Source organism: Paracoccus sp. TD-10 (assembly GCF_048270675.1).
Taxonomy (GTDB): domain Bacteria; phylum Pseudomonadota; class Alphaproteobacteria; order Rhodobacterales; family Rhodobacteraceae; genus Paracoccus; species Paracoccus pantotrophus.
Genome location: NZ_CP182418.1, coordinates 907,326 through 926,566, shown reverse-complemented (window position 1 = coordinate 926,566; position 19,241 = coordinate 907,326). Strand labels below are relative to the sequence as shown.

At 69.6% G+C, this 19,241-nt stretch carries 12 protein-coding genes; 4 read left to right on the top strand and 8 right to left on the bottom strand.

Annotation, left to right across the window (positions count from 1 at the left end; translation table 11 throughout):
- Positions 1–121 precede the first annotated feature (121 nt).
- Entirely contained in the window at positions 122–949 is an 828-nt protein-coding gene (locus tag ACNKFW_RS04540) for a glycosyltransferase (protein ID WP_024844123.1), read from the top strand.
- On the opposite strand, the gene ACNKFW_RS04535 is transcribed toward ACNKFW_RS04540, so the two are convergent.
- Positions 946–1,704 (bottom strand): hypothetical protein, encoded by a 759-nt coding sequence (locus ACNKFW_RS04535; protein WP_244314545.1) that lies wholly within the window; start codon positions 1,702–1,704, stop codon positions 946–948. The two genes, ACNKFW_RS04540 and ACNKFW_RS04535, sit on opposite strands and share 4 nt — an antisense overlap.
- A gap of 318 nt (positions 1,705–2,022) precedes the next feature.
- On the opposite strand from ACNKFW_RS04535, the gene ACNKFW_RS04530 reads away from it, so the two are divergent.
- On the top strand, positions 2,023–2,721 hold the full coding sequence (locus tag ACNKFW_RS04530) for a sugar transferase (protein ID WP_024844121.1): 699 nt from the start codon (positions 2,023–2,025) through the stop codon (positions 2,719–2,721).
- On the opposite strand, the gene ACNKFW_RS04525 is transcribed toward ACNKFW_RS04530, so the two are convergent.
- Positions 2,715–2,882, bottom strand: a complete 168-nt coding sequence (locus ACNKFW_RS04525) for a hypothetical protein (protein ID WP_231486675.1) — start codon at positions 2,880–2,882, stop codon at positions 2,715–2,717. The genes ACNKFW_RS04530 and ACNKFW_RS04525 overlap by 7 nt on opposite strands.
- A gap of 68 nt (positions 2,883–2,950) precedes the next feature.
- Positions 2,951–3,214, bottom strand: coding sequence for a hypothetical protein (locus ACNKFW_RS04520; protein WP_167521756.1), 264 nt, complete (start codon positions 3,212–3,214; stop codon positions 2,951–2,953).
- On the opposite strand from ACNKFW_RS04520, the gene ACNKFW_RS04515 reads away from it, so the two are divergent.
- Positions 3,116–4,321: a glycosyltransferase gene (locus tag ACNKFW_RS04515; RefSeq protein ID WP_147427710.1), complete on the top strand. Its 1,206-nt coding sequence runs from the start codon at positions 3,116–3,118 to the stop codon at positions 4,319–4,321. The two genes, ACNKFW_RS04520 and ACNKFW_RS04515, sit on opposite strands and share 99 nt — an antisense overlap.
- Here ACNKFW_RS04515 and ACNKFW_RS04510 read toward each other — a convergent pair.
- From ACNKFW_RS04510 to ACNKFW_RS04490, 5 genes are all read right to left on the bottom strand, one after another.
- Complete coding sequence (locus ACNKFW_RS04510; RefSeq protein WP_024844118.1) at positions 4,302–4,925, bottom strand: 4'-phosphopantetheinyl transferase family protein; 624 nt, start codon at positions 4,923–4,925, stop codon at positions 4,302–4,304. The genes ACNKFW_RS04515 and ACNKFW_RS04510 overlap by 20 nt on opposite strands.
- The gene (locus tag ACNKFW_RS04505; RefSeq protein WP_147427709.1) at positions 4,922–9,556 is read right to left on the bottom strand and encodes a MupA/Atu3671 family FMN-dependent luciferase-like monooxygenase; all 4,635 of its coding nucleotides are present in this window, start codon (positions 9,554–9,556) and stop codon (positions 4,922–4,924) included. Before ACNKFW_RS04505 ends, ACNKFW_RS04510 begins: the two co-directional genes overlap by 4 nt.
- Positions 9,553–10,545 carry a glycosyltransferase family 2 protein gene (locus ACNKFW_RS04500; RefSeq protein ID WP_147428279.1) on the bottom strand — a complete coding sequence of 331 codons (993 nt, stop codon included), beginning with the start codon at positions 10,543–10,545 and terminating at the stop codon, positions 9,553–9,555. Before ACNKFW_RS04500 ends, ACNKFW_RS04505 begins: the two co-directional genes overlap by 4 nt.
- A gap of 2 nt (positions 10,546–10,547) precedes the next feature.
- On the bottom strand, positions 10,548–16,835 hold the full coding sequence (locus ACNKFW_RS04495) for a type I polyketide synthase (RefSeq protein WP_418024749.1): 6,288 nt from the start codon (positions 16,833–16,835) through the stop codon (positions 10,548–10,550).
- Between the two features lie 99 nt (positions 16,836–16,934).
- A complete protein-coding gene (locus ACNKFW_RS04490; RefSeq protein ID WP_147427707.1) occupies positions 16,935–18,359 on the bottom strand; it encodes a hypothetical protein in 1,425 nt (474 codons plus the stop codon).
- 109 nt (positions 18,360–18,468) lie between these two features.
- Between ACNKFW_RS04490 and ACNKFW_RS04485 the strand changes: the two genes are divergently transcribed.
- Positions 18,469–19,233 carry a WecB/TagA/CpsF family glycosyltransferase gene (locus tag ACNKFW_RS04485; RefSeq protein WP_147427706.1) on the top strand — a complete coding sequence of 255 codons (765 nt, stop codon included), beginning with the start codon at positions 18,469–18,471 and terminating at the stop codon, positions 19,231–19,233.
- Positions 19,234–19,241 lie beyond the last annotated feature (8 nt).

The window sequence follows — 19,241 nt, the reverse complement described above, 5'->3', positions numbered from 1 at the left end:
CGTCGCGCGGCCATTTGCCCCTGTTGCCGCCGGCCGTCGGCCCCGGCGCGCAATTCGCGGCCCCCGATTGCCGGGCCGCTCGATTCGGCCGCGGCCCGTCCGAAAGCCCGGCGCCGACCCGATGACCCCCTGCACCATCATCCTGCCCGCCCATGACGAGGCCGCCTATATCGACGCCTGCCTCGATCATGTCCTGGGCCAGGACCATGGCGGCCCGGTCGAGCTGATCCTGGTCGCCAACGGCTGCCGCGACGACACCGCCGCGCGCGCCCGCGCCCATGTGTCGGCCTTTGCCGCGCGCGGCTGGCGGCTGCGGGTCGAGGAACTGGCGCAGGGCGGCAAGATCGGCGCGCTGAACCACGGCGACGGCTGCGCCGGGCCGGGCGTGCGGCTGTATCTGGACGCCGACATCCGCATGGGACCGCGCCTTCTGTCGGGAATCATGCGCGTGCTGGACGCGGACGTGCCGCGCTATGCCGGCGGGCGGCTGGTGGTCGCACCGGCGCGCAGCGCCGTGTCGCGCGCCTATGCCCGGTTCTGGCAGAAGCTGCCCTTCGTGGCCCAAGGCGTCACCGGCGCGGGGCTTTTCGCGGTGAACGAAGCAGGACGCGCGCGCTGGGGGGCATTCCCGCAGGTCATCTCGGACGACACCTTCGCCCGGCTGCAATTCGCGGAAACCGAGCGTTTCCTGGTGGACGAGCCCTATGAATGGCCGCTGGCCGAGGGGTTCGGGCCGCTGGTCCGGGTCCGGCGCCGCCAGGACGCCGGCGTGGCCGAGATCGCCCGGCTGTTTCCCGACCTGCCCCCGCGCCAGGGCCATGTCCGCCCCGGCAGGGCGGAACTCGCCCGGCTGGCCGCCGCCGATCCGCCGGGTTTCGCCGCCTATGCCGCCGTGGCGCTGGCGGTGCGGCTGGGCCGCAACCGCCAGGAATGGGCGCGCGGCCGCTAGTCGGCGGCGAACTCCTGCACCACCTGCCAGGCAAGTTCCTGAAGCACGGCGGCCTGCTCCTTGGGCACGAGGGGATAGGGACCGCTGCCGCCGGGAATACGGTTGGTCAGCCCGACCGGGCTTTTGCCGGTCAGGGTCGCGTAATGGATCATGGCGATGTAGTAAGACCCGCCCTGCTCGGTCGGATGGATGTCGTCGCCGAAAAAGTCGCGGATCGAGGTCGCGCCAGGAACCTTGCCCGCTTCGGCGGCATCGTGCAGCCGCACCATGCCCAGCCCCACCGGAACCAGCCGCATCGGCTCGGCCCCCTCGGGCAGGTCGAGGTTCACGTGATCGGCGATCGACTGCCATTGCGGCAGGTCCGCCAGGATGCGGTCGCGCCACGGCCGTGTCGAATCCGGGTCGATATAATCCCAGGTCTGGTAGAGATAGGGCTTGACCCCGGGATTGGACTGCCGCGCCAGTTCGACCCATTTCGCGGCATAGCCAAGGCTGTCGTGATATTCTATCGCCGGGGCCAGCGGCACGCGCTCGGTAATGACCAGGGCGTCCACGGCATGGTCGGGCAGCCATTCGCGCCCGTTCACCCCCTGCGCGTGATGCGCCTCCTTCCACTGCCATTCGAGCGGGGCGCCGTTGAGGATCTGCATTTCCACCGGCTCTTCCAGCAGGCCCTGCATCATGCCCGGCAGCGTCGTGCCGACCAGGCTGTGGCCGATGTAGAAAGCCGAGACGCTTTCAATTAAAAATTGCATCACACCCGCCATATCAACAACCTTCGATTGCGAATTGCCTTTGCCCAGCATCGCATTCCGGCATGGCGAAATCCACTCAATTCAACCGATAGTTGCCAATATAAAGCCGCAACAACCGGAATGCCGCCCGTTCAGTAAAATCCTCGGGTTTTGCTCAATATGATTACCCAGGGCAGAGGCGGCCCCTCCCGATCAAAAATCATTTGCAACCAATTGTTTTTAAACGAACCTATACTTTTCGGCAGTGTCCAAATTCGTTCTAGTTTTATTCAAACGCACAGCTATACTGCGAGTGTAGTGATGAGGGCGGGTTTTGAAATGCGGCACACCACGGATTTCGATATCGAGACAATCGACCCGGTGCTGCAAACGGCCGCAAACGGAAACACCAATCAACCCCTGGGGGCCCGCTCCCTTTACTCGCGCTTTATCAAGCGGCCGCTGGACATTACCGCCGTGCTTCTGGCGGTGCCGATTGTAGTGCCGGTGGTTCTGATCCTGGCGCTGGTGATCCTGTGGCATGGCGAGAAGCCTTTCTACACCCAGTTGCGGGTCGGCCGGTCCGGCCGCAGCTTCCGGTTGTGGAAGCTGCGCACCATGGTCGAGGATGCAGATCGGCGGCTGGCGGAATACCTGGCCGCCAATCCCGAGGCCAGGGCGGAATGGGATCTGACGCAGAAGCTGAAGAACGATCCGCGCATCACCTCGACTGGCCGCTTCTTGCGCAAGACTTCTCTGGACGAGTTGCCGCAGCTGTGGAACGTGCTGCGCGGCGACATGAGCATCGTCGGCCCGCGGCCGATGATGATCGAACAGGCACCGCTTTATCCGGGGGCGGATTACTATCATCTGCGGCCGGGTGTCACCGGGCTGTGGCAGATCTCGGACCGCAATGACAGCACCTTCGCCGCCCGCGCGACTTTCGACGCGCGCTATGCAGCCGAGTTGAGCTTCAGCAGCGATGTCGCCATCATCGCCAGGACCGTGGGCGTGGTGCTGCGCTGCACCGGCTATTGAACGGTGCGGCCGCGTTCGGCCTGCATCTCGTGCCGCTCGACGCACCTGAAACGCCGCCAGGCGATGAAAAGGATAGCGGCCGTTCCGCTGACGATATAGATCAGCAGCGCGGCCCAGAACGGCAGATCGAAGGCGGCAAACCCGATCAGCGCGCTGGCCAAGGCAATTGCGACACCAAGGGTCAGGATGCCAGTCAGAGGTTTTCTCCTCAAATGTACAAATCCTCGGATCAATAGTGCCAAAGAAACCGGAAATCGCTAGACAAACTTTGGTGCGTCTTGCGGTAATACGGCATATCCGCCCATTGTTCAGCAAAAATAAGCGCCAACCAGCCGAAAACCTCGGCCAATAACGCGGCCCGAGGGCTTTTTTTCTTGGGAAAGGGATCGCCGCCTTGCGAATCGGTTATTTGATCAATACCTACCCCCGCCCCTCGCACAGCTTCATCCGGCGGGAAATCGCGGCGCTTGAGGCCCAGGGGCTTGAAATCCACCGATTCGCCATGCGGGGCGACAGCGGCGCTCTGAGCGACCCCGCCGACCTGGCCGAACATGCCCGCACCGAGCGGGTGCTGGAGGCCGGGGCCGGCCGGCTTCTGGCCGATCTCGCCGGCCGGGGCGCGGCAAATCCGGCGCAGTTCGCCGCCGCCATGCGGCTGGCGCGGCGCCGGGCACGGGCCGGGGAAAGCAGCCTTGCCCGGCAGCTGATCTATATGGCCGAAGGGGCGCGGGTGGCCGGCCGGGCACGGGAACTGGGGCTTGCGCATATCCATGCGCATTTTGGCACCAATTCGGCCAGGGTCGCCGCCTATGCGCGCCTGCTGGACGGTCCGCGCTTCAGCTTCACCGTCCACGGCCCCGAGGAGTTCGACAACATCCAGGCGCTGGACCTGGGCGGAAAGCTGGCCCTGGCCGCGTTCTGCGTCGCCGTCAGCAGCTATGGCCGCTCGCAGCTTTGCCGCTGGGCAGGGCCCGGCGACTGGGACAAGGTCCATGTCGTGCATTGCGGCCTGGACCTGGACCGCTGGACCCAGCCGCGGCCCCTGCCGCCCGGCCCGTTCCACATGGTCGCCGTCGGCCGCTTTGCCGAGCAGAAGGGCTTCGGCCTGCTGATCCGCGCCTTCGCCCTGGCCTGGCGCCGCGCCCCCGGCTTGCGCCTGTCGCTGGTCGGCGATGGCGAATTGCGCCCGCAGATCGAGGCGCTGGTCGCCGCCGAGGGCATGGGCCAGGCCGTCCGCCTGCTTGGCTGGCAGGACGAGGCGGGCGTGCGCGCCGCCATGGAGGCCGCGCATGCGCTGGTCGCGCCCAGCTTCGCCGAGGGCCTGCCGGTGGTCATCATGGAGGCCATGGCCTGCGCCCGCCCGGTGATCGCCACCTATATCGCCGGCATCCCCGAACTGGTCCGCCCCGGACAAGAGGGCTGGCTGGTCCCCGCCAGCGATGCCGAGGCCCTGGCCGAAACCATGCTGCAAGCCGCCGAAACCGACCACGCCACGCTGGAACGCATGGGCGCCGCGGCCCGCGCCCGCGTCACGGAACGCCACGATATCCGCGAATCCGCCCGGCGTCTGGCGGCGCTGTTCAGCCGCGCCACAGGCTGAGCGCCAGCCAATAGCCCGCCGCCTGCCCCCAGCGCCCGCCGATCAGCCGGTCGCCCATGCAGGCGCGGAACCGCAGCGCATCGATCACCACCGGGACCGCGCGGAAGTCCAGCATTCGACCTGTCAGCGGATATTGCGCCTTGAACATCGCCTCCTTGGCGCAAAAGGCCAGCAAGGCATCCCCGGCCCCCTTCAGGCGAAAGGGCATGATGGTCTCGGCCAGACCTTCCGGAAGGGCGCGGCCGCAAGGCTCAAGATCGACCCCGACGCTGGCCCCGCCGGGTGGGGCAGCGATGGCGATGCAGTAATCGCCGCCATGCGACAGACTGGCGCGGATGCCCGGCGGCAGGTCCGGCCGGCGGTCGGAACGCGCCGGGATGGGTCGATCCGCCGGCAGGTCATGCCCGGCCTGCCGGATCGCCGCGCGCAGCGCCATGCGCCCCAAGGCGAACTCGCGCCGCCGCTTCGGGACAGCGCGGGCGATGGCCCCCGCCTCCTCGGGCAAAAGCGGCGCCGGCTCGGCCGTCAGCGGCAGCACCGCGCAGCCATGACCCGCGGGCAGCAGGCGCCGTGCCAGCGCGTCGAGCGCCGCCGCCCCGCTCACCGCCCACCGCGCAACTGCGCCCGCAGGGCCCGGCGCCGGGCCATGGCATCCTCGGCCGCCAGAACCGGCTCGGGCACCGCTGGCGGCGTAGGCTTGGGCGTGGGCGCAGGTGCAGGCGCGGGCACCGCCGGGGCGGCCGCCGTGCTAGCCGGCGCCAGCGAGGCGACATGCTTCAGGAAATCCGCCATGACCGGGAAGCGGAAGATATCCGTCACGCCCAGCCGCGGCAGCGCCAGCCGGTCGCGCATGGTCCGGTGCAGCTGGATCGCCAGCAACGAATGCCCGCCGAGCGCGAAGAAGTTGTCGCGCGGGCCGATCTGCTCGACGCCCAGCACCTCGGACCACAGCGCCTGCACCGCCTGCGCCAGATCCTCGGTCGGGGCGTTGGCGGCGACAGCGGTGGTGGCCTCGACGGTCGGCGCCGCCACCGGAGCGGAGGCGACGGCCCCCGGCACCGGCAGATGCTTGCGGTCGATCTTGCGGTTCGGGGTCAGCGGCATCTTTTCCAGCCGCACGATCCGCCCCGGCACCATATGCGCCGGCAGATGCGCCAGCAGCGCCTCGCGCAGCCCCTTCTCGCACAACTCGCCCGCGCCGGTGACATAGGCCACCAGCCGCTTGTCGCCGGGCGCATCCTCGCGCACCAGCGCCACCGCCTCGCGCACGCCGGGCTGGGCGGCCAGCCGCGCCTCGATCTCGCCCAGCTCGATGCGGAAGCCGCGCAGCTTCACCTGGTGGTCGGCCCGGCCGATATAGTCGAGGCCGCCATCCTCGCGCCAGCGCACCAGATCGCCTGTGCGATACATGCGCGCGCCCCAGGGCGCGCCGCGATCCGCGGGCACGAAGGGATCGGGACGGAAAGCCGCCGCAGTCAGGTCCTCGCGCCGCCAATAGCCGCGGGTCACACCATGGCCGCCGATCCAAAGCTCGCCCGGCGCGCCGGGGGGGGCCGGCACACCGTCGGCGTCCAGCACGTAAAGCTGGGTATTGGCGATGGGCCGGCCCAGCGTCACCTCGGCCGCATCGGTCAGATCGGCCACCGTGGACCAGATCGTCGTCTCGGTCGGGCCATACATGTTCAGCACCCGCGCCCGCGTGGCCGCCCTGATTTCGGCCAGCAGCGAGGGCGGCAGCGCCTCGCCGCCGACCATCATGCATTTCAGCCCGGCCATGGCCGCCGCCACCTGCGGGTCCGAGACCAGGATGCGCGCCATGCTGGGCGTGCATTGCAGATGCGTCACCTTCCAGCGCCGGATCTGCGCCGCGATCGAGAAATCGCCGTCCTCGGGTTCCGCGCCATGCGGGTTCACCTCGGCCCGCAGCCGCGCCAGCAGCGGGAAGCCGGCCATGACCTGCTCGGGCGCGATGCCATAGTCGATCAGGCAGGCGATCTCGCCCACGCCGATGGCCTTCAGCTGCTCGACCCGCGCGATGCCGTCCTCGATGGAGCCGAAAAGGCCGGAATCCTCGAAATAGCGCAGGAAAGCGAATTCCAGGATGCCGTCCAGCTCTTCCTCGGAGAGCGAGCCGAGGTCGATGGCCATCGGGTTGGTCATGCCCGCCGGGCGGCGGAAGGCCGGGAAATCCCAGGCATATTGCTTGACCAGCGCCGCGGCGCTTTTCAGGTAGTTCTTCATCGGCTCGCGGGCGATCTCGCGCGCCGTCTCGCGATCCTCGGCCAGGCAGGTATGCAGCATCAGCGTGACGGTAAAGCGCGCCGGGTCATGGCCGGCCTCGCGCAGCGCCGCGTGGTAATCCTTGATCCGCGCCGCGACCGTGTCGATACTTTGCCCCAGCAGATGGGTCAGCACGTTCATGCCCAGCCGCCCGGCCTCGACCCAGGTTTCCGGGTTGCCGGCGACGGTCATCCACAGCGGCAGTTCCTTTTGCACCGGACGCGGCTGCGTCACCACGCCGAACAGGCTGCCGTCCTTGCGCGGGAACTCGACCGCCTCGCCGCGCCACAGCCGGCGCAGCTGGTCGATCCCCTGGGCCAGTGCGGTCTTGTTGTTCGGCGGCGCGTTTTCCGGGCGCAGCACGAAATCGTCCGGCTGCCAGCCCGAGGCGATGGCCAGCCCCGCCCGGCCCGAGGTCAGGTTGTCGATCACCGCCCATTCCTCGGCCACGCGGGCCGGATGATGCAGCGGCAGCACGCAGCTGCCGGCGCGCACGGCGACGTTTTTCGTCACCGCCGCCACCGCCGCGCCGGAAACCGCCGGGTTCGGATAGGGGCCGCCGAAGGCGTGGAAATGCCGCTCGGGGGTGTAGACCGCGACGAAGCCGTTCTGGTCGGCAAAGCGCGCGCCCTCCAGCAAAAGCTGGTATTTCTTCGGGCCGGGGCCGTCGTCATTGCCCCAGTAGAACAGGCTGAAATCCATGCCGCCGGATGGCTCGCGGCGCGGCTGCGCCGGCGTCGAGGAGACGGCGAGCCGCGATTCCTCGCCCGCGATCACCAGTTTCAGCCCCCGCGCCAGCGACCAGAAGATCTCCAGCACCGAGATGTCGAAGGACAGGCTCGTGACCGCCAGCCAGGCATCGCCCGGCTGGTGCGGGATCACCACATCCATGCCGGCGAAGAAGTTCGCCACGTTGCGATGCTCGACCATCACCCCCTTGGGCCGGCCGGTCGAGCCCGAGGTGTAGATCAGATAGGCCAGGTTTTCCGGCCCGGCCTGGTTGACCGGCGCCGCCACCAGACCATGCGGCAGGTCGGTCGGAATGGCCACCACCTGCGCGCCATGCGCGGGCAGCCTCTCGGCCAGACCGTCCTGGACCAACACCACCCGCGCGCCGGAATCCTCGATGTACAGCTCGATGCGGTCGGCGGGGTAGTCCGGGTCGAGCGGCACATAGGCGCCGCCCGCCTTCCAGATCGCCAGCGCGCCGATCACCAGCTCGGGCGAGCGTTTCGCGAACAGGCCCACCGGCTGGTCCGGGCCGACGCCCATCGCCACCAGCTTTTCGGCCAGCGCGTTGGCGGCGCGATCCAGCTGGCTGCGGGTCAGGCTGTGATCCTCGAAAGCCAGCGCCACCGCATCGGGGTTCTCGGCGGCCTTTTCCGCGATCAGCTCGTGAATGCAGGCCAGCCGCACATCCAGCTGCGTGGCATTGCGGCCGACCAGCAGCTCCTCGCGCTCGGCCGCGTCCATCAGGGGGATGTCGCGCAGCGCCGTGGAGCCGGGCAGCGCCAGCCCGCCGTCCAGCGCCCGGGCCAGCCGCTGCGCCTGCGCCGGCGTGACGCGGGCCGGGTCGTGGTCCAGCCATGCGCCGTCCCCGGCCAGGGTCACGGTCAGCGCCGCGCCATTGACCGGGCCGCCGGCATGCAGGCTGATCGCCAGATCCGGCGTGGCCATGTCGCGCAGCTCGGGCGCGCGGTGCAGCAGGTCGGCCATGAAGAAGCCGCGCTTCGCCTGATCGGCGATCTCTGCCGCCAGCGCCTGTCCCAGATCGGCCAGCGTGCGCTCGCCCGGCGCCTCGACCGCCAGCGGCTGCCAGTCGGCAACGATGCCCGCCGCCTCGGGCTGGCCCTGCGGCCGCAGCGCCAGGTCGAACTGGGCCTGTCCGGCCAGCCGCGCCAGCAGCGCCGCGGCCAGCGCGATGCGCTCGGGCGCATCGCCGGGCAGCAGGGGCAGGCGCTGCGTCGCGCCCGAGCCCTCGCCCGGCAGCACCGCCGGGTTCATCCGCGTCAGCCGCGCGCGCCAGAAGCCGTCATGCTTGGCGGCCTGCGCGGCCAGATCGGTCAGCCGCGCGCGCTCCTCGGCGGCCAGCGCCGGGATCACCGTGCCGACCGGAGGCAGCTCGCCGCGAAAGACCAGCCGGATCGCCGCATCCGCGGCGGCGATGGTGGCGATATCGCCGTGAAGGGCCAGCACGGTGCCCGGCGCGGCGCTGGCCGGCTCGGTCCCGGCCGAGGCGGTGACTGCCAGCACCCGGCCATCGGCCAGCCGGACCTTGGCCTCGGCCAGCGGGTTCCAGTAGCCGCCATGATCGAGCCCGCGCACCAGCGCGCAGATGCGCCCCGCCGGCTGGGCAAAATCGATCACGCCCGCGGCCTCGGGGCGCTTGTCGCGGCCGACATAGCTGCGCTGCGACAGGTCCTGCTTCACCCGCTGCGAGCCGGCCCCTTCCAGCTGCGCCACCACCTCGGCAAAGCTTTCGGCCCCGCGGGCGAAGCAGCGGGCGTTCAGGGTCAGCGCGGTATCGTCGGGGCGGATCTCGAACAGGGTCTGGGTGAGGATGTCGCCCTCGTCCACGCCGCCTTCGATCATGTGCCAGGTGACGCCGTGCTGCGCCTCGCCGCCGATGATCGCCCAGACCGGGGCGTTCAGCCCCGCCAGCCGCGGCAGCGGCCCGTCGTGGAAGTTGATCGCGCCCAGCCGGCCGCGCGCCAGCATCTCGGGGCGCAGGATCGACAGGTTGGCGACGCTGAACAGCCAGTCGGCAGGCGGCGCATCGGGGGCCATCGGCGCGTCCTGATCCTCGACCGCAAGACCGGCGCCCTGCGCCCAGTCGCGCAGGTCGGGATTGCGCGTCACCACCGCATGGATGCGATGCCCGCGCGCCAGCAGCGTCTCGGCCGCGTGGCGCAAGAGGGATTCGTTACCCACCAGAATCGCGGAAAATTGCGTCATGGCTTACCCTTTTCAACATGAACGGGCTTTGGTTGCGGACGAAAGGCGTGACGCATCAGCTGCGCCAGATGGCCCGGCGGCCCGTCCGGCTTGCGCCCCGACAACAGGCAGCGCAGGCGGAACACCCCCGCGCCCCCCAGATGGGCGGCCGTGGCCCAAAGCGCACCCAGCCGCCCATGATGTTTCTCGAAATAGCGCCGGCGCGAGTCGTACCAGTAATCCGGCGCGCGCCGCCATTCCTTCATGCCGGTGCTGACCGAACCGATATGCAGCACCAGGCTTTCGACGACGTAATGGGTCTGCCAGCCCGCCAGCGCGGCGCGACGGCACAAGTCGGTTTCCTCGTAGTAAAGAAAGAACCCCTCGTCGAAGAGCCCGATGCGGTCCAGCACCTCCATGCGGATCATCATCGACGCCCCCGCCGACCAGTCCACCCGCCCCGAGACCAAGGGCTGGGGCAGCGAGACGACCTTGCGGCTGAGCAGGCGCGAGATCGGCCCGGTGCGGCTCATCGCCTCGAACTCGCTCAGGGCGCTGGGAAAGCGGAAGGCGGTGGTATGCGGCACGTCATCGGTGCCGCGCAAGCGCGAGCAGGCGATCCCGGCCCGCGGATGCGCAGCCAGATAGTCGACCAGCGCCCGGATCGCGCCGGGCTGCGGAATGGCGTCCGAGTTCAGCAGATAGACCAGGTCGGCGCGGCGCCCGTCCGGCAGACCCTGCCGGATGCCGTGATTGTTGCCGGCGCCGAAGCCGCCGTTCCAGCCCGACTGCACCACCGCGACGCGATCCGAAGGCCAGCCGCGCACCTGCGCCCCGGCCAGCATCGCCTCGTAGCTGCCATCGCCGGAATCGTTGTCCACGATGGTCAGCCCGCCATCGATGCCCTGCATTTCGCGCAACGCGGCCTCGGCGGCCTGCAAGGACATCTCTGGCGTGCGCCAGTTCAGCACGATGACATGGACGCTGGGCGGGGTGGCGGCCTGGTCCATGGTCACTCCGCCGCCTTGACCCTAGCCGGGGCGTCCGCATCGGCATCGCGCAGGATCTCGCGCAGAACCGAGGCAAGGCGGCGCACGTTCGGCTCCAGCACCATGGAATCGTGGTCGCCCGGCACCTCGATCACCCGCAGGTCGGGCATCCAGGGCGTCCAGCCATTGTCCTCGACCACATAGTCGCGGCCGGAATTGATCCAGCGCCCGCCCGTCACCTTCCAACGCCGGTCGAGCGGCGGGCGGAACATCGCCACCGGTCCGGCCCAGACCGAAAGCCGCATCTTGGGCAGCGCCGCCAGGAAAGCCGCCTCGATGGCGAGGTCGTGGAAGGTGCCGGTCGCCTCCGAGCCGACCTCGGCCTCGACCGCTCTGGCCTTGCCGCGGCGCTGGAACTCGTAGGCGACGCGGTCGCGCAGCCATTTCCAGAGAAAGCCCGCGCCCCCCTCGCGCAATTCGCCCAGGCGGATCGCCAGCCGGTCCTTGCGGCTGACCGGCTCGCGCAGCGGCAAGGGCGTGTCGAGCATGACCAGCATCGCCACCTCCTCGCCCGCCGCGCGCAACTGCCGCGCCATCTCATAGGCGGTCAGCCCGCCGCCCGAGAAGCCGCCGATCAGATAGGGGCCGGTCGGCTGCACCTGGCGCAGTTCCTCGATATAGTCGCGGGCGGCCTCGGTGAAATCCTCATGCGGCTTGTCGTCGCCCAGAAGGCCGCGCGCCTGGATACCCCAGAAGCGGCGGTCCGGCCCCAGCCGCTGCGCCAGCTGCCGCAGGTTCATGATGTTGCCGAACATGCCGGCGACCATGAAGAAGGGCGTGCCCTCGCCCCGCCCGCCCATATCGACGAGGAAGCGGAAGCGCGGCCGGGCCGAGACCGGCAGCTCGCGCACGTTGTCGGGCGAGACCAGCTCGCGCGGGCCGGTGCGCTCCTCGACCAATGCGGCCAATTCGGCGATGGTCGGCGCCTCGAACAGGGTCGAGATCGGCAGGTCGACGCCGAAAGCCTTGCGCAGCTGGCCGAACATGCGCACCGCGATCAGCGAATGGCCGCCCAGGTCGAAGAAGCTGTCGGCGGCGCCGACCTGGGCGATGCCCAGGAGTTCGGACCAGATCGCCGCCAGCTCGGCCTGGATGCCCGGCGACGGTTCGACGAAATCGCTGTCGAGGTCGGGGCGCTCGAAGCCGCCCTCGGCGGGCGCGGCATCCTCGACCACCCCCGCCTCGGCGATCAGCGCCGGCAGGTCCAGCGACGAGACATAGACTTGAGAAAGCCCGGTCGAGATGGCGCGGCTGAGCATGGCCGGGCCGATGGCGGCCGGGATGCCCTGGCTGATATTGTGATGCAAGCGCCGCTCGGCCGGGGACAGGCTGCGCGGCGGCTGCACCCGCGCCTGCGGCGTGGCGGCAATCGCCGCCGCCAGCTTGCGCAGGGCAAAGCCCTTGATCTCGGCGCAGACCGTGCCGTCCGCCGCCGCCAGGGTGATGTCGAATTGCGCCATGCCCTGCGCGTCGATGTTCTCGCCGGCATTGCGGATGCGGCTGATGACCTGCGCCGGCAAGGGCGCATAAAGCCGAATCGAACCATAGCCCATCGGCACCCAGAGATGCTCGGGCGTCCAGCCCTTGATAAGCGGCATGGCCCAGCCGGTGGCGATGTCCAGAAGCGCCGGATGCGCCAGCCATTCCCCGGCCTCGGCAGCGTATTCGGGCGCAAGCGACAGCTCCGCCACGCCCTCGTCGCCGACAATGCGATAGCGGCGCAGCACCTGCCAGCGCGGGCCGAAATCCATCCGGCCTTCCTGCGCCGAAGGCAGCGCCGCGCCCTGCCCGTCCCGATCCCACGGCCCGCCGACGGCCAGCGGCTCGGGCGCCGCCTCGTGCAATCCGAAAACCAGCGCCGAGACATTCGGCTCGCCCTGCGGATCGTCCAGGATCTCGACGCGCATGGCATCGCCCTCGGGCAGGACGCGGGTGCTGACCAGCGCGGTATCGAAAACCAGCACCGGGCGGCGGAATTCCAACTCGCGGATCGCCAGCGGCAGGGCCAGCCCGCATTCCAGCGCGGCTTCCGAGATCAGCTCGATCCAGCCGGTGCCGGGCATCAGCGCCTGGCCCTGGGCGGTCTTGTGGCCGCCGATGATCCAGTCCTGCATCTTCAGCGCGGTGCGGAACTCGCGCCCGCCCGGCATGGGCAGGCTTTCGTCCAAGAGCGGCCGGCCCTGCGGCACAGCGACGGCCGAGGCGGTGTCGAGCCCCATCGCCCGCGCCGCCATGCCGGCATCGGCCCAGACGCCCCAGTTGACCGCCACCACCCGGCCCAGCGCCGCGGGCGCCAAGCGTGCCACCGCGTTCAGATATTCGTTGGCGGCGACGTAATCCGCCTGCCCCGCCGGCGCGATCACCGAGGAGGTCGAGGAGAACAGCACCGTCAGCTTGGCGGGATTGTCCGCCAGCGCCTCGATCAGCGCGCGGGTGCCCAGCAGCTTCGGCGCCAGCACGTCCCAGGCCTCGTCGTCGGTCTTGGCGGCGATCAGGCTGTCGCGGATCACGCCCGCGGCGTGCAGCACCACGTCGAGGCTGCCGAAGCGCGCCTTGGTCTCGGCCACGGCGCGGGCCATGTCCTCGGGGCTGGTCACGTCGGCGCGGATCGCCAGCACCTCGGCGCCCAGCGATTCCAACTGCCGGACCGAGGCCATGACGGCCGGCGAATCCACCCGGCCGCGCGTGGTCAACGCCAGTTTCGCGCCGCCGCGCTGCGCCAGCTCACGGGCGATGGCCTGGCCGATGCCGCCGAAGCCGCCGGTGATCAGGCAGGCCGCGCCCTGCGGGATGGCGGCCATGCCGTCATCCTCCAGCGCGACCTTTTCAAGGCTTTGCTCAAAGCGGCGCCCGTCGCGCCATGCGGCGACGGCGGCGCCCGAGGGGGCCAGCGCCTCCTCCAGCAGGTTGGCGGCCAGCGCCTCCAGGCCCCCCTTCGCCGGCAGACGCACATCCACCAGACGGCCCGAGACGTTCGGCATCTCATGCGGCATGACGCGGATCGGCCCGGCGGCGGTGGCCTTTTCCGGCACCGGCGCCGGTTCGTCGGCGACGCGCAGCGCGTCGTTGCAGATGGCGATCACCTCCAGCTTCGCATCCGGCAGTTCGGCGCCGATGGCCTGGGCCAGATGCAAAAGGCCGAAGAAGCCGCGCTCCAACTGGCTGTTGAGCAGGCTGGAGCCGGGACGGAACTTCGCCCCCTGCGTCACCGACCACAGATGCAGGATGCGGTCGGGCACCATGTCCTGCCCGGCCAGCGCGGCCAGCAGCATCTCATAGCCCTCGCGGTCGGATTCGACCGGAAGGGTGAAGCGGTCTTGGCCCTTATCGGCGAAGGTATCGCCCACCTCGACCGCCGCGACGCGCTGGCCGCGGGACCGCAGCGCATCGATCACGCGCTCGGCAAGGCCCAGATCGTCGGCAAAGACCAGCCAGTTCCGCTGCCCCTGCGCGACCGGCCCCTGCGGCCCGATCTCGATATTCGGCGATGCCAGCTTCCAGGCCGGGCGCCAGCCCCAGTCCGCCGGCTCCTCGATCCGGGCCAGTTCCTCGGCGGTCTCCGCCGCGGCATTGGCCGAACGCTCGATGAAATAGCGCCTGCGCTGGAAGGCATAGCCCGGCAGCGACAGGCGCCGGCGCCGGGCACCGCCCCAGACCTGATCCCAGTCGATCTGCCCGCCGCAGGCCCAGAAGCGCGCCAGCGCAGCCATGAAATAGCTGTCGTCGCCGGTGGCGTGATCGCGGTGGCGCAGGGTCGAGATCACCTGGTTGGCGGCGACCGCCGGATGCGCCTTGGTCATGGCCTGCATGGCCCGGCCCGGCCCGACCTCGACGAACACCCGCCCCGGCACCTGCGCCAGATGCGCGATGCCGTCGGCAAAGCGCACGGTGCCGCGCAGATGCGCGACCCAATAGTCGGGGCTGGTCGCCTCGGCCGCCGTCAGCGGCAGGCCCGAGCGGTTCGAGATGATCGGGATCTGCGGCGCATTCAGCGGGATCGAGGCGAGATAGGCGCGGAATTCGCCCAGCACCGGCTCCAGCAGCCGCGAATGCGCGGCGATGGAGATGGCAATGCGCTGGCATTCCACCTCGCGCGCCGCCATGCGCTCGGCAAAGCGGTCCAGCGCCGCGTCAGGGCCGGAGACCACCGACAGGCCCGGCCCGTTCACCGCCGCGAGGTCCAGTTCCAGTTCGGCCAGCTCGGCGGCGAAATCCTCGGGCGCAAGCGGCACCGACAGCATGCCGCCCGCCGGCACCCGGTCCATCAGCAGCCCGCGCAGGCGCACCAGGCCGATGCAATCCTGAAAGCTCATCACGCCGGCGATGCAGGCAGCGGTGTTCTCGCCCATGGAATGGCCGATCAGCGCCGCCGGCGTCACGCCCCAGCTGATCCACAGCTGCGCCAGCGCGTATTCGGTGATCATCAGCAGCGGCAGTTGCAGCGAGGGCTGCAGAAGCCGGCGGTCCGCCTCGGCCTCGGCGCCCGGCTCGGGCAGCCAGAGCGCGCGCAGGTCGGTGCCATGCGTGGCCGCCATATGGTCGAGGCCGCGGTCCATCCATTCGCGGAACACCGGCTCGGTCTGGTAGAGTCCGCGCGCCATGCCGGCATATTGCGCGCCGCCGCCGGGCAGCATGAACACCGCCTCGGCCGGATCGCCCGCCTGCTGGTGATCGAAGACCAGCAGCGGATCGGGATCGGCCAGAAGCCGCGCCGCCTCGGCCGCATCATGCGCGACCAGCACGCGCCGGCGGTCGAACTGCCGCCGGCCCTGCGTCAGGGTAAAGCACAGGTCGGCCATGTCCACGCCCGGATTGGCCTGCAGCCAGCCCGCCAGCGCGGCCGAATTGGCATCCAGCGCCGCCTTGCTGCGGCCCGAGACGGCGATGATGTGGAAGGGCCAGTCGGATTCGTCCGAAGCCTCGGCCAGCGGCGGTTCCTGCACGATCACATGCGCATTGGTGCCGCCGACGCCCAGCGAGTTCACCCCGGCCCGGCGCGGTCCCGGCACCGGCCAGTCGCTGAGCCGGTCGTTGACCTGGAACGGTCCGCCCTCAAAGTCGATGGCGGGGTTGGGCGCCTCGTAGTTCAGGCTGGCCGGGATCTTGCCGTGATGCACCGCCAGCGCCGACTTGATGAGGCCCGCGCTGCCCGCCGCCGTATCCAGATGGCCGATATTGGTCTTGACCGAGCCGATGCGGCACGGCCCCTGCCGCGTGCCGTCCGAGACCCGCGCATAGGCCTGGTTCAGCGCCGCCACCTCGATCGGGTCGCCCAGCGCCGTGCCGGTGCCGTGGCATTCGACATAGCCGATGCTGTCCGAGGAAACCCCGGCCATGACCAGCGCCTCGGCCACCGCCTGCGCCTGGCCCTCGACGCTGGGGGCCAGATAGCCCGCCTTGGCGGCGCCGTCGTTGTTGATGGCCGAGCCCTTGATGACCGCCCAGATGTGATCGCCGTCGGCCAGCGCATCACGCAGCCGGCGCAGCGCCACCACCGCCGCGCCGCTGCCGAAGACGGTGCCCTGCGCGCGATGGTCGAAGGCATGGCAATGGCCGTCGGGCGACAGGATCTCGTTCTCCTTGTAGAGATAGCCGAGGCCATGCGGCAGCTCGATGGTCACGCCGCCGGCCAGCGCCATGTCGCATTCGCCCGAGTTGAGCGACTGGCAGGCCATGTGGATCGCCACCAGCGAGCTGGAACAGGCGGTCTGCACGCTGATGCTGGGCCCCTTGAGGTCGAAGACATGGCTGACGCGGGTGGACAGGAAATCCTTGTCGTTGCCGGTATGGCGCAGCAGGAAATGGCCCACGCCATCGACCAGGTCGCGGTTCGAGCAGACGTTCCAATAGTAATAGCTGCCCATGCCGCAACCGGCCCAGACGCCGATATTGCCGGCGAAACGCTCGGGCGGGTGGGCGGCATCCTCCAGCGCGTGCCAGCAGGTTTCCAGGAACTTGCGGTGCTGCGGGTCCATGATCGCCGCTTCCTTGGGCGAAAGCCCGAAGAACTCGGCATCGAATTCGTCGAACTGCCCGAGGATGCCGGCCGAAGGCACATAGTTCGGATCCGACAGCCGCGCCCGCGACTCGCCCCGCGCGATCAGCTCGGCCTCGGGGATGCGCCGGATCGACTCGACCCCGCGGCACAGGTTGTCCCAGTATTCGGCGACCCCCGCGGCGCCCGGCAACTGGGCGGCCATGCCGATGATAGCGATATCACCGTCTTCGACGGCGGGTTTGTCAAAGACCATGCGGTGCCTCATTGAACTCGTGGAATGCCCCGGCGGGCAGCAATGACTTAACAACTGGCGCGCGTATCCGGCATAGCGAATCCGGCGCTTCGGACCAACCTATAAAACCGTCCGCAGGCCTGCCTTTTTAGGCAGAATCCGCTGGGCCGCCGGCAGATCGGCCGGATCGGAGACCCCCTGCCGCAGCCGGCGTGCATTGCCCAGCAGCGCCCCTGCGGTCAGCCAGGTCAGCGGCGTCATGGTCGCATTGGGAATCAGGTCCAGCATGTTCATCGCCAGCATCAGCGAGATCGCGCCCAGCACCACCATCTCGGCCTTGCGGGGCGGATGCCGGCCGCCCGGCATCGCCCGCAGCAACGCCAGGATCGGCGTCAGCAGCAGCAGAAGCTGCGCCAGGTAGCCGAAGATGCCCCGCGCGCCGATCAGGATCACCCATTGCCCGTCCGGCACCGAGGTCAGCCGGCCGTTATAGGGGTCATAGAACAGCGACCGCCCCCAGCCGCCCCAGCCGAAAGCCGGCCGCTCCATCGCGCGCTCCAGCAGTTCCTCCTCGTTCATCAGCCGGAACTCGAGCGAGCGCCCCCGCTCGGGCGAGATGGACATGGCCAGGTTGACGATACCCTGCAGCGGCATCCAGGGGGTGGTGCGCAGCGTCGGATAGGAGACGGCGGCGGTGGCCACCAGCGCCGCCGCCAGCACCATCATGCGCGGCCGCGCCAGAGCCACCAGCGGCGCCGCCATCAGCGACTGCACCAGCGCGCCTGCCGATTTGCACAGGAAGACGATGCAGGCCAGGTAGACCGCGATCAGGATGTTGCGCCGCGTCGGTTCGTTGCGGGCAAAGGCGATGGCGGCCAGGAAGGCGGTCATCGTCATCAGCGCCACCCATAGCGGATGTTCCAGGAAGACGATGGGGCGGTAGCCGCCATAGCGGATGGTCTGGACGAAATCGTGCTGGAAAAAGCCATAGACCCAGACGTTGATCTGCGGGCTCATCCGCAGTTCGATCAGCATGGGCACAGTATAGCACAGGACGCCCAGCAGCAGGCTGCGCGCCCAGAGCTGGGCGCCCCTGGCATTCCAGAGCAGCTTGTAGCCCAGAAAGAAGGGCAGCAGCAGCAGCGTCTGCACGATCAGGTCGGCCACGCCCTGGCTGATCGACATGGCCGGCCGATAGGTCACGCCGTCGATCAGCGGGTCGGGATTGGTCAACGCCGTCAGGATCGGCGAGGCGAAGTTCATCGCCAGGAGCAGCACGACCCAAGCCCCCATGGGCGGCGGCAGGGGCTCGCTCCGGGCGCGCTCCTTGGTGACGAAATAGACCATGACGGCGGCGGCCAGCGCCGGGACCATGTGCTTGTTCAGGCCGGGAAAGGCGGGCAGGTCGATCTCGATCAGCTGCGGCAGCAGCAGGTAGCCGGCAAAGATCGACCAGATCACCGCCTGCGCCCGTTCCATGCGCTGAAACAGCACCGCCACCACCACCGGCCAGGTCACCAGCACCATGAAGGCGAATATGGGCATGGCCCGACTCCCGTCCCGCGCCTTGTCGACCGGCTCTGCGAAGGACGTTGCAATCCCCTCGCCGCCAACACATCCTGCCGTCGATTCCGGCCGGACCCGAGGGCTTATCATGCATTTCAGCTTTCCCGACGGCAATGCCGTCCGCGTCAATTGCCGGGATTCTTCCGCACTGCTGGCCGAGGTGCGGCGGCGGCTGGCCGAGGGGCGCGGCTTCGCCATCGCCACGATCAACGTCGATCACCTGCAAAGGCTGGGCGAGGACATCCGCTTTCGCCGCGCCTATGGCGCGCATGATCTGGTCTGCGCCGACGGCAACCCCATCGTCTGGCTGTCGCGCATCGCCGGGCGGCCGGTGGCGCTGGCGCCCGGCTCGGACCTGGTGCTGCCCTTGGCCGCCGAGGCGGCGCGGGCCGGCCTGCCGGTGGCGCTGATCGGCAGCAGCGACGAATCGCTGGCGCTGGCCGCGCGCAGCATGCAGGCGGCGGTGCCGGGGCTGCGCGTGGCGCTGACCCATGCGCCGGGCTTTCCCTTCGACCCGATGGGCGAGGAAGCGGCCGGGATCATCGCCCGCATCCGCGCCTCGGGCGCGCGGCTGTGCTTCCTGGCGCTCGGCGCCCCGCGGCAAGAGATATTCGCCATCCGCGCCCGCGACGCGCTTGGCGATGTGGGCTTCGCCTCGATCGGGGCCGGGCTCGACTTCCTGTCGGGCCACCAGCGCCGAGCGCCGCGATGGGTGCGCCGGATCAAGCTGGAATGGCTGTGGCGGATGCTGTCCAATCCGCGCCGGCTGTTCCTGCGCTATGCCAGGGGCTTCGCCATCCTGCCCGGCCACCTGCGCCGGGCGCTGGCCATGCGCGGCAAAAACCGGAAATAGGCCCCGCC